This window comes from Mesorhizobium sp. M1403 (assembly GCF_040317695.1).
Taxonomy (GTDB): Bacteria; Pseudomonadota; Alphaproteobacteria; order Rhizobiales; family Rhizobiaceae; genus Mesorhizobium.
In genome coordinates this window covers 35206-49159 of sequence record NZ_JAMYKY010000007.1, presented here as the reverse complement: position 1 = coordinate 49159, position 13954 = coordinate 35206, and the positions used below count along the sequence as shown (strand labels likewise).

Annotated in this window: 17 protein-coding genes; 5 read left to right on the top strand and 12 right to left on the bottom strand. The window is 62.4% G+C overall.

From position 1 onward, the window contains the following. Position 1: 1 nt before the first annotated feature. Positions 2–2080: an excinuclease ABC subunit UvrC gene (uvrC, locus tag NKH01_RS14390; RefSeq protein ID WP_353020701.1), complete on the bottom strand. Its 2079-nt coding sequence runs from the start codon at positions 2078–2080 to the stop codon at positions 2–4. Further along, complete coding sequence (locus NKH01_RS14385; protein ID WP_353020698.1) at positions 2077–2853, bottom strand: SDR family oxidoreductase; 777 nt, start codon at positions 2851–2853, stop codon at positions 2077–2079. Before NKH01_RS14385 ends, uvrC begins: the two co-directional genes overlap by 4 nt. 422 nt (positions 2854–3275) lie before the next feature. Here NKH01_RS14385 and NKH01_RS14380 point away from each other — a divergent pair, with 422 nt between their 5' ends. Beyond that, on the top strand, positions 3276–3926 hold the full coding sequence (locus NKH01_RS14380) for an outer membrane protein (RefSeq protein WP_023719797.1): 651 nt from the start codon (positions 3276–3278) through the stop codon (positions 3924–3926). 97 nt (positions 3927–4023) lie between these two features. Here the strand turns inward: NKH01_RS14380 and NKH01_RS14375 are convergent, their stop codons facing one another. Together NKH01_RS14375 and NKH01_RS14370 are read right to left on the bottom strand one after the other, a co-directional pair. Then, a complete protein-coding gene (locus NKH01_RS14375; RefSeq protein ID WP_353020696.1) occupies positions 4024–4692 on the bottom strand; it encodes a Pr6Pr family membrane protein in 669 nt (222 codons plus the stop codon). 231 nt (positions 4693–4923) lie between these two features. After that, positions 4924–5520 carry a glutathione S-transferase family protein gene (locus NKH01_RS14370; protein WP_023719799.1) on the bottom strand — a complete coding sequence of 199 codons (597 nt, stop codon included), beginning with the start codon at positions 5518–5520 and terminating at the stop codon, positions 4924–4926. Between the two features lie 346 nt (positions 5521–5866). Between NKH01_RS14370 and NKH01_RS14365 the strand changes: the two genes are divergently transcribed. After that, positions 5867–6475: a hypothetical protein gene (locus tag NKH01_RS14365; protein WP_198030507.1), complete on the top strand. Its 609-nt coding sequence runs from the start codon at positions 5867–5869 to the stop codon at positions 6473–6475. 457 nt (positions 6476–6932) lie between these two features. On the opposite strand, the gene NKH01_RS14360 is transcribed toward NKH01_RS14365, so the two are convergent. Next, positions 6933–7463 carry a DinB family protein gene (locus NKH01_RS14360; RefSeq protein WP_353020694.1) on the bottom strand — a complete coding sequence of 177 codons (531 nt, stop codon included), beginning with the start codon at positions 7461–7463 and terminating at the stop codon, positions 6933–6935. Between the two features lie 62 nt (positions 7464–7525). Here NKH01_RS14360 and NKH01_RS14355 point away from each other — a divergent pair, with 62 nt between their 5' ends. Then, positions 7526–8161, top strand: coding sequence for a TetR/AcrR family transcriptional regulator (locus tag NKH01_RS14355; protein ID WP_502895886.1), 636 nt, complete (start codon positions 7526–7528; stop codon positions 8159–8161). A gap of 41 nt (positions 8162–8202) precedes the next feature. Here the strand turns inward: NKH01_RS14355 and NKH01_RS14350 are convergent, their stop codons facing one another. After that, positions 8203–8955: a sulfite exporter TauE/SafE family protein gene (locus tag NKH01_RS14350; protein WP_353020692.1), complete on the bottom strand. Its 753-nt coding sequence runs from the start codon at positions 8953–8955 to the stop codon at positions 8203–8205. Positions 8956–9081: 126 nt separating this feature from the next. Between NKH01_RS14350 and NKH01_RS14345 the strand changes: the two genes are divergently transcribed. Further along, positions 9082–9444 carry a VOC family protein gene (locus tag NKH01_RS14345; RefSeq protein ID WP_352481792.1) on the top strand — a complete coding sequence of 121 codons (363 nt, stop codon included), beginning with the start codon at positions 9082–9084 and terminating at the stop codon, positions 9442–9444. 38 nt (positions 9445–9482) lie between these two features. Here the strand turns inward: NKH01_RS14345 and NKH01_RS14340 are convergent, their stop codons facing one another. From NKH01_RS14340 to NKH01_RS14325, 4 genes are all read right to left on the bottom strand, one after another. Beyond that, positions 9483–9935: a hypothetical protein gene (locus tag NKH01_RS14340; protein WP_352481793.1), complete on the bottom strand. Its 453-nt coding sequence runs from the start codon at positions 9933–9935 to the stop codon at positions 9483–9485. A 125-nt stretch (positions 9936–10060) separates the two neighbouring features. After that, entirely contained in the window at positions 10061–10909 is an 849-nt protein-coding gene (locus NKH01_RS14335; protein ID WP_353020689.1) for a 23S rRNA (adenine(2030)-N(6))-methyltransferase RlmJ, read from the bottom strand. After that, the gene (locus NKH01_RS14330) at positions 10906–11517 is read right to left on the bottom strand and encodes a hypothetical protein (RefSeq protein WP_353020687.1); all 612 of its coding nucleotides are present in this window, start codon (positions 11515–11517) and stop codon (positions 10906–10908) included. The genes NKH01_RS14335 and NKH01_RS14330 overlap by 4 nt, the downstream gene beginning before the upstream one ends. Positions 11518–11541: 24 nt before the next feature. After that, entirely contained in the window at positions 11542–12201 is a 660-nt protein-coding gene (locus NKH01_RS14325) for a TetR/AcrR family transcriptional regulator (protein WP_353020685.1), read from the bottom strand. A 140-nt stretch (positions 12202–12341) separates the two neighbouring features. Between NKH01_RS14325 and NKH01_RS14320 the strand changes: the two genes are divergently transcribed. Further along, positions 12342–12518, top strand: coding sequence for a hypothetical protein (locus NKH01_RS14320; protein ID WP_352849245.1), 177 nt, complete (start codon positions 12342–12344; stop codon positions 12516–12518). Between the two features lie 51 nt (positions 12519–12569). On the opposite strand, the gene NKH01_RS14315 is transcribed toward NKH01_RS14320, so the two are convergent. Then, positions 12570–13472, bottom strand: coding sequence for an aminoglycoside phosphotransferase family protein (locus NKH01_RS14315; protein ID WP_352515674.1), 903 nt, complete (start codon positions 13470–13472; stop codon positions 12570–12572). Positions 13473–13490: 18 nt separating this feature from the next. Next, positions 13491–13940 carry a DNA polymerase III subunit chi gene (locus tag NKH01_RS14310; RefSeq protein ID WP_023719810.1) on the bottom strand — a complete coding sequence of 150 codons (450 nt, stop codon included), beginning with the start codon at positions 13938–13940 and terminating at the stop codon, positions 13491–13493. Between the last annotated feature and the right edge of the window lie 14 nt (positions 13941–13954).

The following is a 13954-nucleotide window of genomic DNA, read 5'->3' as shown; positions in this document are numbered from 1 at the left end:
CTTAGCTTTCGTGAAAATGATTGTAGACCAATTTCGCCACCTGCTCGGAAATGCCGTCAACCTTGACCAGATCCTCGACGGCGGCGCGGCTGACCGCCTTGGCCGTGCCGAAATGCATCAGCAGCGCGCGCTTGCGGCCGGGGCCGATGCCGCTGATCTCGTCGAGCGGGCTCTTGACCATCTCCTTCTTGCGGCGGGCGCGGTGCGAACCGATGGCGAAGCGATGGACCTCGTCGCGCAGCCGCTGGACGAAATAGAGCACCGGATCGCGTACGGGCAGCGAGAATGAGTCCCTGCCCTTGACGAAGAAGCGTTCGCGGCCGGCGTCACGGTCCTGACCCTTGGCGATGCCGATGGCCACGACGCGGTTCTCGATGCCGAGATCGGACAGGATCTTGCGCACCGCCGTCATCTGGCCTTGGCCGCCGTCGATGAGGATGACGTCGGGCCAGGCCGGAAAGCCGCCGGCGTCCTCGACATCGTCGCCCGGTCCGGTAGGGCTTGCCTCGTCCGCGCTCTCGGTTTGCGGGGCATCGCCATGTTCCTTCAACAGCCGCGAGAAGCGCCGCTGCATCACCTCGCGCATCATGCCAAAATCGTCGCCCGGCGTGATCTCTGTCGAGCGGATGTTGAACTTTCGATACTGGTTCTTCACAAACCCTTCCGGCCCGGCGACGACCATGGCGCCGACCGCGTTCGTGCCCATGATGTGCGAGTTATCATAGACCTCGATGCGCACCGGCGGCTTATCCAGGCCGAAGGTCTCGGCAAAGCCGGTGAGCAGCCGCGCCTGGGTCGAGGTCTCGGCGAGCCGCCGGCCGAGCGCTTCGCGCGCGTTCTGCAGCGCGTTGTCGGTCAGGTCCTTCTTCTCGCCGCGCTGCGGCACCGAGATCGACACCTTGCGGCCGGCGCGGGTGGAGAGGGCCTCCGCCAGCAATTCCTGGTCCTCGACGCCATACGACAACAGGATGGTGCGTGGCGTCGGCTTGTCGTCGTAGAACTGCGCCAGGAACGAACCCAGCACCTCGCCAGCTTCCAGCGCCGGATCGGCCTTGGGAAAATAGGCGCGGTTGCCCCAGTTCTGGCCGGTGCGGAAGAAGAACACCTGGATGCAGACCTGGCCGCCCTCCTGATGGATGGCGAAGACATCGGCCTCGTCGACGGTCTGCGGATTGATGCCTTGATGGCTCTGCACATGCGACAGCGCCGCCAGCCGGTCGCGATAGATGGCGGCGCGTTCGAAATCGAGGTTCTCCGAAGCCTGCTGCATGGCGGCGGAGATCTCCGTCTTAACCTTCTGGCTGCGGCCGGAGAGAAAATCCTTCGCCTCGGCGACAAGCCTTGCATAGTCGCCATGCGAGATCTCGCCGGTGCACGGGCCGGCACAGCGCTTGATCTGGAACAAAAGGCAAGGCCGGGTGCGGTTCTCGTAGAAGGAGTTGGTGCAGCTCCTGAGCAGGAAGGCGCGCTGCAGCGAATTGATGGTGCGGCCGACGGCGCCGGCTGAGGCAAAGGGGCCGAAATAGTCGCCCTTGCGCGAGCGCGCGCCGCGATGCTTGTAGATGCCGGGCGAGACATGGTCGCCGGTCAACAGGATATAGGGAAACGACTTGTCGTCGCGCATCAGCACGTTGAAGCGCGGCCGCAAGCGCTTGATGAGGTTGGCTTCAAGCAGCAGCGCTTCGATCTCGGTGCGGGTGACGACGAACTCCATCGTCGACGTCTCGCGCACCATGCGGCCGATGCGGCTGGTGTGGAACCGACCTTGCGCGTAGTTGGTGACCCGCTTCTTCAGGCTGCGGGCCTTGCCGACATAGAGCACGTCGCCGGCGGCATTCATCATACGGTAGACGCCGGGCGCGTTGGGCAGCCGCTTGACCAGCATCTGGATCACCTCGGCGCCGACCATGCCGTCGGCATCGCCGGCATGCGGCGTCCAGTCGATCGCGGTGAAGGTGACGTCCGGACCAGCGGCTGCAGGCTCGACGACCTCCTCGGCCGCCTCGTCCTCGAGGTCGATTTCGGGCGGCAGGTCGTCCGCGCCGCCGCGCGTTTTTTGTTTCTGGTCCATGGGGCTCATTCCGTCATGCCTGTCACATCGGGCGTCTGCCATGCAAGATGCTGGCCGCCGTCAAGCGCGATCATCTGGCCGGTGACCGAGCGTGCCGCCCAGAGATAACGAATGGTGTCACCGAATTCCGGCAATTCCGGGCCGCGCTTCAGGATCAGGCCGGCAATCTGCGCGTCGAAATCGCTGTCGTGCTGGCGCGTGTTCTTCAAGGTCGGGCCCGGACCGATGGCGTTGACGCGGATGCGGGGACCCAGCGCCTGCGCCATCATCTCGGTCGCTGCCCACAAGGTCGACTTCGACAGCGCATAGGAGAAATAACGCGGCGTCGGCCGCCAGACGCGCTGGTCGATCATGTTGACGATCAACCCCTCACTACTCTGCGGCAAGGCCCGGGCGAAAGTCTGCGCCAACAGAGCCGGCGCCTTGACATGCACGGCGAAATGGCGATCCCAGGCCGGCCAGTCGAAATCGTCAACACTGTCGTGCTCGAACTGCGAGGCGTTGTTGACCAGCAGCGACACCGGCCCGAGCGCCGCCGCCGCGCGGCCGACAAGGTTGCCGACGGCGTCCATGTCGGTCAGGTCGGCAGCAACCACAGCGGCCCGGCCGTCTCGACCAAAATGACCACTGTTGATCTGGGCCGCCAGTGCCTCCGCCTCGGCCAGCGAGCGATTACAGTGAATGGCGACGGCAAAACCGTGCGCAGCAAGATCCTCGACGATCGCCCTGCCGATCCGCTTCGCCCCGCCTGTCACCAGTGCCGTCGCGGCGACCTTGCTCATCTGTCAATCCTCAATCTGATGCCGATTCCGACGTGCCGGGACCGGGCCGGCAAAATATGGCGTGCCAAGTGTTAAATCCCATTTCCACCTGGGGCAGGATTGTGGCAAAGTGGCCCGGTCGGTATTCTGGCTCGACCGGAATCCGGGCCAGCCCGACCGCAATATAGGGCGCGGGAGCCCTTGCACCAAGCCGTGTGCAGTGCAGCACGGCGAACCTGCTGACAGCTCGCTGTTGCGAAGATGCAACGTCAAGGTTCTGCCTCATTCGTGCCAGGGAATGACCCAAGTTCAGGTTCGCTTCAGCCGCATTTCGACACGACATTTGGAACCGTTGAACGCCGGATCCGTTTCACCCCCCGGACGGGTTGAGGGCGCTCATGAAAAAACAAGCCTGTGTCCTGTGGCTTAAGGAGTAAAGAACAATGCAAGCCAATCTTAAATTTGCGCGACCGCTCGCGGTGGCGTTTGGGCTGTTCGCCCTCGGCGGAACCGCCTATGCCGCGGACGTGGTTCAGGAAGAGCCGCCGGCACCTGCCCCCATCGCCGAACTTCCGGTCGCATCCTGGGCCGGCCCCTATGCCGGTGTGAGCGTCGGCTACGGCTTCGCCGGCCATGCCGATGCCAAAACCGTCGGTGTCGACATCGATACCAAGGGCTTCGTCGGCGGCGTCTTCGGCGGCTACAACTGGCAGCAGGAGAACTTCGTCTACGGTGCCGAAGCCGATATCGGCTATAACGGCGTCAAGGGCGACGATGCCGGCATCGAGGCCAAGGGCGGCGTCGAAGGCTCGCTGCGCGCTCGCCTCGGCTACGCTGTTACCCCGGAAATCCTGCTCTACGGCACCGCCGGTGGCGCGCTGAAGAACCAGAAGGTGGAAGCCGCCGGCTTCAGCGACACTAACACTATGCTTGGCTGGACGGCCGGCGTCGGCACCGACATCAAGATCACCGACAATGTGTTCGGCCGTGTCGAGTACCGCTACACCGATTTCGGCGACAAGAACTTCGACGGTATCGGCAAGGTCAAGTCGACCGACAATCGCGTCACTTTCGGCGTCGGTATGAAGTTCTAAGTCGTCCAAGCCACGACACGAAAAAGCCGGGCCTCGCGCCCGGCTTTTTTTGCGCCCGGTGCCCACCCTGTCGGCAAAGGCACGCGTGATCTCGAGGTCAGCGTTGAGCCAGCATCCGGTCGACCAGGACCAGAACTTCAGCTGCTGCGATGAAACCGAGGGCGATAGTGGCGGCATTCGACATGACTCCGACCCAGCCATTGGCGGACACATCTATGAACGGGTAAGCGTATTTCCCTTCAGCGACACCACGAGCCAGGGCATAGGCGAGATAGGCCAGGGGATAGAGCGCCCATAGAAGCGGATCGCGCCACGAGAGCCTCCCCTTTCGCGTGAACAGAAGCCAGAACAATAAGACAAGGACAGGATTGAGTTGGTGGAGCAGAAAGTTTGCTTCGGCGGTCGCGCCAGCCAAAGTGCGCAGCCCTTGGAGCAACACCGCGAAAATCACCGCGACCAGGGCCATCACGGCAGCCGTCCACGCCACCAGCGTTGGATGGTCGAAACGCTCCCCGAGGAGCGCTATGGCTGCGAATACAATGGCGACAAGACCGTTGGTCAGGATCGTGAAATATCCCACCAACACCCACAGCGAGCCAAGCATCGATGCACCGCCCTTGATCAAGGTGCTGAGTTCAAGGCCAATGCCAGTGCACGCGGATAGACAAATGATCAGGGCAAACAAGCGCTGTATCAAATCGCCCTCCCCCACCGGCTTACGTTTGAGAAAGCGACGATAAGACTGGGCGGAACGTCTGTCGACCAAAATGCCCCCAGGACCAACGCTTCCAGCCTCGCCGGCCCGGCTCACTCCCAGCATGTCGAAATTGGCCGTTGCGCCTCCCCCGCCAGGAATCCGCTAAAGCGCGTCGCGTTCGACCGGCGGCATGCGACGCGCTCTAGGTTCCTGTTTTATGCATGTCGTTATCACAAAACCGCTGCACACTTTTGCGCGACATGCATTAGGGGAAAATCGGTAGCTTCGCCATCCCCGCCCTCAAGCCGGAATGCCGGGCTTCAGCTCCGGGAATTTCTCGTCGAAGCGTGCCGCCCAGCGCGTCAGCCGGCCGCGGCCCTTTTCCCATTTTCCGGCGAAGCGCAGCGAGAGATAGCCGAGGCAAGCGCGCAGCGCGATCTGGCCGACAGTGATTTTCTTCGGCAGCTTCGGCGGGTTGGCGTTGAGCAGATCGAGCGCGGCCGAAATCTTGCTCCACTGGCGCTCGAGCCAAGGCTGGTAGACCATCTCTTCGGGCCGCGTGCGCCGTTCATAGACCATCGACAGCGCGCAGTCGCAGATGCCGTCGGCCAACGCCTCCAGCACCTCTGCCTCGAGGCGCTTGTCGGGATTGCGCGGAAACAATGCGTTCTTCGACATCCGGTTGAGATGCTGGGTGATGGCGCGGCTGTCGTGGACCGAGCGGCCGTCGTCGAGCACCAGCACCGGGATCTTGCCGAGCGGATTGGCGCCGATCAGCGCGGCCGGCTTTTCCTCGGTCTTTATCGGCACGAGATCGACCGCAATGCCGGCATGAAGTGCTGCCATGCGCACCTTGGAACTGTAGGGAGAAGTAGACGCGTAGAGCAGTCTGGGCATTGTCGATTCCTGTTTACCGGCTACAGCTCTATATGTCCTGTTGGACGCGCAAGAGGACGCGGTAGCATTGTGACTTCGCGCATGACCCTCACCGAAAATCGATTCCGATTGGGGCTCGTGCGTGGGCACTGTTGACCGATCATGCTGGCTTCATCAACGGCCAGAGGCGGAAAACCGCGCCGCCAGCGCGCAGCCATTGTCTCGACTTCAATCTGGATGCGATGAGCCGGAGGTGCGGCGGCAGAAGCGAGCAGGTCGGACAATCCAAATCCGATCAGCTACCAACTCGGCCTTGCACCGAAGGTTGGTCTTTGGCAGCCACGAAAATCCCACCGGACTTCGCCGCGTGGCGAAGTCCTGGGAGCTGCGAAAAGACATCTTCCTCCCGCCTCTTTCTCGTCCTGCCCGACCGTCAGCTAGCAAGCGAGGCGCCTGTCCGGCATCCCGCCCTGGCTGTCTTGAGTACTGTCCCCGGCGATCGGAGAGCGGCGACTACTTCTTGGCCTTCGCCTTTGCGGGCGCTGCCTTCGGCTTGGCCGCGGGCGCTGCTTTCTTCACTGCTGCGGAAGATTTTGCAGCGGCGGCCTTTGCCGGTGCTGCCTTCTTCGCAGCGGGTTTCGCAGCGGCCTTTGCAGCCGGCTTCTTGGCCGGTGCCGCCTTCTTTGCCGGTGCAGCCTTGGCCTTGGCCGGTGCTGCTTTTGCCTTGGCAGGTGCTGCTTTCTTCACGGCTGGTTTTGCCGCCGCCTTGGCGGCCGGCTTTTTCGCCGGCGCTGCTTTTGCCTTAGGCGCGGCGGCCTTCGCTTTGGCAGCGGGTGCTGCTTTCTTCACAGCAGTTGCGGCCTTTGCCGCCGCTGCTTTTACTGGTGCTTTCTTTGCCGGTGCCTTGGATGCCGGCGCTTTGGATGACTGCTTAGCCATATCATGCCCCTTCCGTTGTGCCGACGGCCGTTATTGACCCGGCGCGCAATGCATATCTGACTCGCGGCTTGCTAGCCAGCGAAGCATTAGAATGATTTCTGCAGCTTAAGTTTCGGTTACGGCGAGCGCGCGACCATTTTACCGGTGCAAAAATCGGCTGCGAATCTTTGTGTCGCGCAGCGAAGTTCTGCGACAGAAATTCTGCTCGCTCTATCTCGACCGGTCTTCGCGTCAAGCTCAGGACCTTTTCGACCAGCTCTGCGCTTCAACGTCCGACGCTCAGCGCGAACATTGTCAAGAGCGAAGGCGGTCGCCCGCCTCGTCTTGTCCGAAACGATAAACTACAGGTAAGTACGAAGCAACGCGACGAGCACGCCGCTGCACTATCTTGCACGACGCGATGAAAGTAAGCAGATAGCTCGCATTTCTGAAAGACAGGATATCGCTCGATAGATCCGGTCGAGCCGATCTCGTAATCGAAAACGCTCGGCCGTTCAGGCGCCGAGCGGCTCGCGCTGCTTCTGCAGCCGGCGGGAAGGCTCGGCCCTGTGGAGATGGACGGCGAAGGTATCCCATGGCGGCGTGACGGAAATCTGCGCCAGGATGCGCCCCGCTTCACCGCGATGATAGACGCCGTGCAGTACGACGTGGGTCAGCATTTCCTGTCGCGACATCAATGCCTTATCCCCGTCGGTGAACACGAATGCGACGGGCTCGGAGAGCTGTTGCGACGAAACGGTTTCGAGATAATCGAGATACCGCCGATCGGTCGCCGCGACTGCGGCACGAAGTTCGTCGAGGGCCGGCGTGTCCTCGCTGGCGTCGGCGGAGTAGCCACGGCTTGCACCAACCAGGTGGGCTGAGAATATCCGCGACACCACATGGCTGTGATCGATGAGCCGTATCACGGCCTGCCGTTCCTTGCCGTGAACGGGCGGGTCGAGACTGACGAGCCTTTCCAGCAGTTCGTCATTTGCCCAGGCCTGATAGGCAAACAGGCTGCGAAGCAGGGCGTGCGCACTCATGGTCGGTGTCCTTTTCTGGAAATGCGAGTATGTTGTTCATATTTTCAGGAGAATGGGCGGGCGTGTCTACTCGCATTGCAAAACCGTATCCGCGCATGCGCAAGCAGCCGCGCCAGGCGCGTTCCAGGGCGACCGTAGAGGCGATCGTCGAGGCAGGGGCTCATGTTCTGAGCGGGCTGGGCTGGGCCGGCTTCACCACCAACAAGGTGGCCGAGACTGCGGGCGTGAGCATCGGCACGCTCTACCAGTATTTTCCCGACAAGCTTTCCCTGCTCGAAGCCGTCCGGCGCCGTCATTTCGATCATGTGCTGTCGGTCATTCGCGATTCGGCGGAAGGCCAAAAGCCGCTCAGGAAATTCGCGCAGGAGCTGGTGCGCGGCATGATCGCGGCGCACAGCATTCACCCGACACTGCATCAGGTGCTGCTCGACGAGGCGCCGGGCGATCGCGGCTCCAGGGCCGCCCACGCTTCGTTCCAGACACAATATCTCAACCACTACGCGACCGCCGTCGCCGCCTATCGCAAGCCAAGGAAAGGCGCCGACATGGAGACCGTCGCGCGCGTGCTGTCGTCGGCGATCGAAGGTGTGATCCATAACGCGGCACGCCGGAACATGCTCGCCGCGCCGGAGCTGCAAAAGCAACTCGTCGAACTGATCTGCGCCTACCTATCGGGCGCGGGCCGCATCGGTCGATAGCGCAGGGCACGGCGGAAGTCGGGGATTTCTGTACGTCGGATTCAAACCCGGCTCATGAGATGCGGCAAGGCCGATGCCAGCAATGCCGCACCTGATGCGGCCAAGAGCGTGAGGACGATCTTTCGAAACGTTGCTTCGCTGATGCCGATGTAGAGTCTCGCGCCAAGGAGTGTCGGTATCAACATCGCCGGCGCGACGATGGCAAACATCGGCAGCATTTCGAGCTTGATCTTTCCGGTCGCAAGATAGGCGGCCATCGTCATGGAGAGGGTCACAAGGTTGAAATTCTGGATGACAATGCGCTGCCTGTCCTTTTCCCATTGCCGCAGCACGCACCACAACGTTGGAACCGGGCCGGTGAAGCCGCCAAGCCCGCCCATGATGCCGCCAACCAGACCTATTGCACCGTCTGCAACAGGACCCCCGAGCGTGATGGGAGGGAGGCGACGGGCAAAAAGCATCAAGGGACACCAAACGACCAGCAGCGCGCCGAAGATCAACTTGAACAAGTGCACATCCAGCAGGGGCAGGATGGCGACACCGACCGGAATTCCTGTGGTCCCGCCGATCAGGAATGGCAGCAGAAGCTTGAGGTCGAAACCCCGGCGGACGGTGACGGCGGCGATGATTTGGCCGGTGAGCGCCCCAAAGACCGCCATGGCAGCAGCAAGCTGGGGCTCCACGGTCCAAACCCAAAAAGACATGGCAACCAGGCTGAAAGCGAACCCGGACAGCCCCTGGACGAAACCTGCAACGACCGCCCCAATTGCAACAATATAAACAAGCGAATCCATGTAGTGCTGTTTCCCCGCAAAGTGATCGATGTGGCCGGTTGGCGTTGACCTGCATGGAAATCTACGATTTTCGCAACCTCCGTCCGACCTTGAGCGCCGGACAGTCCACACACCAGAGAGGTATGAATGCCCCCCTTGCCGAGCTTGGCATTTGTCACATGGTTTTCGGCTGACCCCAGATCAGCCGCGGCTTTCTATGCGAATTTCGGAATTGTCTTCAGGCAAGAGCAGCACGGCTCCGGTCCGATACATTTCGCGTTCCAAGGTCAAGGGCTCGCGATCGAACTCTATCCGGCAAACGAAGGAACGACGGCGGAAGGAGCGGGAACGATGATCGGCTTCGAGGTCACCGACGCGGACGAAGCGGCTTCTGCCGCGAAGGCCAATGGTTTTGGAATCATTGCGGATGTCAAGGCGACGGCTATGGGCAGGCGTGTGATCGTCCGCGATCCTGACGGCCGTCAGGTGTTTCTTTTCTCGACCACCTAAGTGACGCAACAATCCAACGGGAATCGGAAGGCACTGGTTCAGCGCAGGACGCGGCAGCGGCCGTTGTAGACCATCCAGCGGTCGAAGCCCGACACGCAGAATTCGACATTGTCGCCTATCGAGGCAAAGCCTTGGCCTTCCTCGATCAGATACCAGATGGTGCGGGCGTGGCCGTCGGAGAGGCTGACGGTGGCGCCGCAATAATGGCGGCCGATTGGCCAGGTGTCGTCGGCCGGCAGATAGCGATGCTGGTGGATGCGCTGGAAGTCGACGATCTGCACATCCGGCAGATGCGGCACGTGATGCACCTGATACGAGAAGCGGTCGGTGATTTTGTTCAGCACCCAGGCCTCGCCGCAGACGCCGCTGTCCTCATCGGTATAGATTGCAAGGTCGGCGGCCTGCACCGCCTGAGTAACGCCGAGAGGCGCAGCCAGCGGCGTGCAAACGGCGAGCAGTGCGGCAAGGGCGGATTGGGCGAAGCGAGTCATGGCAGCCTCTCAAGGTCGACTGCGCGCACTGTGCGGATTCGCTGACGCGCGGTCAAGCGGTTGTAGTGACGATGGTTACGGTGACGATGGTTGCGCTGAGGGAACGGCAAGGACCGCACCTCAAACTACTCTCCCGCCAGCCAGTCCAGCGTCCAATGCGATGGCTGCTCGACAGCAAGCAGCCGGTGCAGCGCCGGCAGCAGCGTCCGCAACTCGCCCTCCAGGGTGAAGGGCGGATTGACCATCACCATGCCGCAGCCGTCGAGGCTCGGCTCGACCGAGGCCGGCCTGATCTCAAAGCCGACGTCGAGCAGCCTGGGAATGCCCGTTTGCTTCAGCGCCTTTCGGAAGGCGGCGACCGCCTTGCGGTCCTTGAGCGGATACCACAGCGCGTAAATGCCGCCTGGCCAGCGCCGATGGGCTCTTTGCAGCCCGTCGACCAAGCGACCGAACTCGCCCTCTTCCTCGAAAGGCGGATCGATGAGCACGAGGCCGCGCTTCTCCTTTGGCGGCAGATGCGCGCCGAGCGCCAGCCAGCCGTCGAGCTCGATCACCCGGGTCTGGAAGTCGCCGTCGAACAGCGCCTTCAGCCTGGCAGCATCCTTAGGGTGCAGTTCGACTGCCGAAAGCCGGTCCTGTTTGCGCATCAGGTGCCGAGCGATCAGCGGCGAACCCGGGTATTTTTTCACGCCGCCGTCCGGATTGAGCGAACCGACGGCTTCAAGATACGGCGCCAGCAATGCCGCCGCCGGGGCGTCGAGGGCGGCATCGGCCAGCCGGCCGATGCCGCCTTGCCATTCGCCCGTCTTTTGCGCTTCGGTTGAGGACAGATCGTAGCGGCCGATGCCGGCATGGGTGTCGATGACCCGAAAAGCCTTGTCCTTCTGCTTCAGATATTCGATCAGCCGGCTGAGCACGGCATGCTTGACGACGTCGGCGAAGTTCCCGGCATGGTAGGCGTGGCGATAGTTCAATTGGAGCCCCTGCCCCAGCGCGGCGGTGGCGGCTGCGAGTTCGGATTTTCCGGCCGGCGGCCGCCGAAACGGAATGCCAGCACCAGCCCGGCCAGGCCGGCCGCCATCAGGGAAAAACCGACCGGCCGCGCCCGGCGGTCGACCTCGCCGGCAGCCGAGCGCAGGACGAGGTCGACGGCCCGCATCGGAATGCCCTCGGCGTCGCCCGGACCGACGGTGAAGATGTAGGAACCGGGGGTAACGCTCGGGATCAGGCCGGCCTCGTCGCGAAAGATCCTGTCCGGCAGCTGTGGGCTGACCTGGCGCGGATTGTCGGAGTGATTGAACTGCAGCGTCGAGGCGAGCACCGTCCTGCCGCCGGTGGCGGCGGACAGGGTCAGCACGGTGCGCTGCTGCGAGACGATGCGCTCGGCTCTTGCAGTAAGATCGACCAGCACGCGTAGCGGCCCGTCGCGTGCGCTCAGGGCCACCGTCACCGGCTTGAACCGGCCCTGGTCGTAAACCCGCCAGGTGCCGATCTCACGGCCGGAGAAATTGGTCATCGCCCAGGGATAGACGACGCCGATGCCGGTACCGATGAGCAGGATCAGAAGAAACAAAAAGCGCATGCGGACAATGCCCCGTTGATGCAACTACCTCGCATTGGCACCGTCGCGGATACGCTCCATCTCGTCCAGCAACATGTCGAGGCCTATATCGAAGGTCTTGTCAAAACCGGCTGTGCCGAAATATGCCCCGGCAGCCATGACGCTGGGGAAATCCCGCGCTAGCGCTTCATCGCTCACCGTGGTGACCGCCGAAGGCCCCTTGGCGTAGCCGGCCGTCTCGTCAAGGATCGCGCCCATCAGATAGTAGCTCGTGGCTCGGAACAACCGGGCGCTGAGTTCCAAACCGAAACCGCCGGCTTCGAACAGGCCGATCACGTCGTTCAGCTTGGCGAGACATGCCGGCGAATTCATGCGGTAGACCACAATGAACGGCGCAAAGGCCGGATGTTCGGTGGCGACCCGGCGGTATTCGTTCACGGCGACGTGGATCCGCTGGCGCCAAGGCATGCCGTCGTCAGGAATCTTGATCGAGCTGATCTGTCGATCGACCAGTGCCTCGTAAAGATGCGCCTGGGAGGGGAAATGATGGTAGATGCTCATCGCTTCGCAGCCGAGTTCTGCCGCCAGCTTGCGCATCGAAAAGCCGGAAAGCCCCTCCCTCTCGATTACCTCGAAAGCCGCATCCTCGATCATCTCGCGAGACAGCCGGCCGCGCGTTCGCTTTTTTTTGACTGATATGTCCATGGTGCCGCTTGACAACTTACGCTGTAAGGTTAATTTTCGACATTACCTTACATCGTAAGGCCAACAAAAACCAGAGGAGAACGCCATGAACAGCTTCCATATCGTTTTCATCCACGCCCTCTTCGCTTCATCATGCATCCTTGCTCGCCTCCACGGTCCACGCGCTGACCCTGACGCTGGCCTCCGCACCGGCCCGTGCCGACGACTATGACGCAACCATCAACGACATCCAGTCGACCATGGGCGCTTGGAGCTCTATCTTCAACGGCATGCAGGTCGATTTCGATACGTTCAGGAGGGAGACGGGCGGGCAGTAATGCTTTCGTTTTTGGAGCGGGATGCGTTCAAACTGAATTCTCCATCCCGCTCTAACTGTTTGTGTGATCCGCCAGCACCTCATTGATAACCCGCCACGATTTTTCCGCCTCGCGCTGGTTGCCGTCATGTCCCGAAGCGACGATCAGCGCCTTCCAGAGCGCCCAGCCCCGAGCGCGCGCCCAGCTGTGCTCGTCAAGGGAAATGGCGTCGCGGAACGCCTGGCGGCTCTCGCCGTAAAATTCCGTCCATGCGATCACCAGGTCACAGGCAGGATCGCCGATAGCCGAACTGCCGAAATCGACGACCGCGCAGAGCTTGCCATCTTCGACGAGCAGATTGCCTGAGGCAACGTCGCCATGGACCCAGACCGGCGGCCCTTGCCATCGCGAGCCGAGCGCGGTCGCCCACACCGCCTCGGCGGTTGCCTTGTCGATGCGGCCGCCGAGCGCCGAAAGCGCGGCTCGGGTCTGGGCGTCGTAGACTGAAAGCTGGCCACCGCGGTGGAAATTATGCTGACCTGCCGGTGGTCCGCCAGCGGCGTCGATCCGGTAGAGCGCAACCAGAAAGCCGGCCAGCGAACGAGCGAATTCATTGAGATCGGCAATCAGCCCACCAGCCGCCGGCCGGCCGCGAAGCCAGCGATAGACGGACCAAGGCCATGGATAGCCTTCACCGGGCGCGCCTCTGGCCAGTGGCACCGGTATCGGCAGAGGCAAGTGAGGCGCGAGGCGAGGCAGCCAGCGATGCTCCTTCTCGACCTGGGCAACATAGGCGGCAGCGCTGGGCAGCCGCACCGACATTCGATCGCCCAGCCGGAAGGTGCGGTTGTCCCAGCCGCCAGGCTCGACCGGCTCTACCGGCAGGTCCGCCCATTCAGGGAACTGCGCGGCAATCAAGCGGCGAACAAGTGCGGCATCTATCGATATGCTTGGTGTTTGATCATCAGGCGGCATCGGGCTTGCTCAGGTCTTCTAAGCCTTGCGTTCCCAGCGCCGGTCCGGTGTTTGCTGCCAGTAGGTCACGGTGTGGCCGGCCTCCTTCATTGTCTTCCAGTGCGTGCGTGCCGCCTCTAGCTGGGCTGCATCGTGGCCGTCGAACAGGAACACGGCGCGCTGGTAGCCGCCAAGCTCCGGCGGCACCGCGCCATCGACCAGGAAGCGTATCTGCGCCTGGTTCGGATTGTCAGGTCCGACGGTCAGAAGCACCGGCTGCTCGGCCGGATGGGCTTCGCGGTCCGTTGCATGGGCCAGGAACGAATCGTCCCGGAAAGTCCACAGATGCTGGTCCAGCGCGTCGCGCCGTTCCTCGGTGCCGGTCTGCACCACGGCGCGCCAGCCGCGATCGATGCTGCGCTCCAGGAGGCCGGGCAGCGCGTCCTCCAGGGTCGATTCGGTCAGGTGATAGAACAGGATTTCGGCCATGACTTCAGTCTAAA

What these genes read in the sequence shown, in the direction of transcription:
- NKH01_RS14370 (WP_023719799.1), bottom strand. Translation starts at nt 5,520, where the DNA reads ATGCCCAGACTGCTCTACGCGTCTACTTCTCCCTACAGTTCCAAGGTG.
- NKH01_RS14340 (WP_352481793.1), bottom strand. Translation starts at nt 9,935, where the DNA reads ATGACTCGCTTCGCCCAATCCGCCCTTGCCGCACTGCTCGCCGTTTGC.
- NKH01_RS14310 (WP_023719810.1), bottom strand. Translation starts at nt 13,940, where the DNA reads ATGGCCGAAATCCTGTTCTATCACCTGACCGAATCGACCCTGGAGGAC.
- NKH01_RS14385 (WP_353020698.1), bottom strand. Translation starts at nt 2,853, where the DNA reads ATGAGCAAGGTCGCCGCGACGGCACTGGTGACAGGCGGGGCGAAGCGG.
- NKH01_RS14315 (WP_352515674.1), bottom strand. Translation starts at nt 13,472, where the DNA reads ATGCCGCCTGATGATCAAACACCAAGCATATCGATAGATGCCGCACTT.
- NKH01_RS14325 (WP_353020685.1), bottom strand. Translation starts at nt 12,201, where the DNA reads ATGGACATATCAGTCAAAAAAAAGCGAACGCGCGGCCGGCTGTCTCGC.
- NKH01_RS14330 (WP_353020687.1), bottom strand. Translation starts at nt 11,517, where the DNA reads ATGCGCTTTTTGTTTCTTCTGATCCTGCTCATCGGTACCGGCATCGGC.
- NKH01_RS14350 (WP_353020692.1), bottom strand. Translation starts at nt 8,955, where the DNA reads ATGGATTCGCTTGTTTATATTGTTGCAATTGGGGCGGTCGTTGCAGGT.
- NKH01_RS14380 (WP_023719797.1), top strand. Translation starts at nt 3,276, where the DNA reads ATGCAAGCCAATCTTAAATTTGCGCGACCGCTCGCGGTGGCGTTTGGG.
- uvrC (WP_353020701.1), bottom strand. Translation starts at nt 2,080, where the DNA reads ATGAGCCCCATGGACCAGAAACAAAAAACGCGCGGCGGCGCGGACGAC.
- NKH01_RS14345 (WP_352481792.1), top strand. Translation starts at nt 9,082, where the DNA reads ATGCCCCCCTTGCCGAGCTTGGCATTTGTCACATGGTTTTCGGCTGAC.
- NKH01_RS14360 (WP_353020694.1), bottom strand. Translation starts at nt 7,463, where the DNA reads ATGAGTGCGCACGCCCTGCTTCGCAGCCTGTTTGCCTATCAGGCCTGG.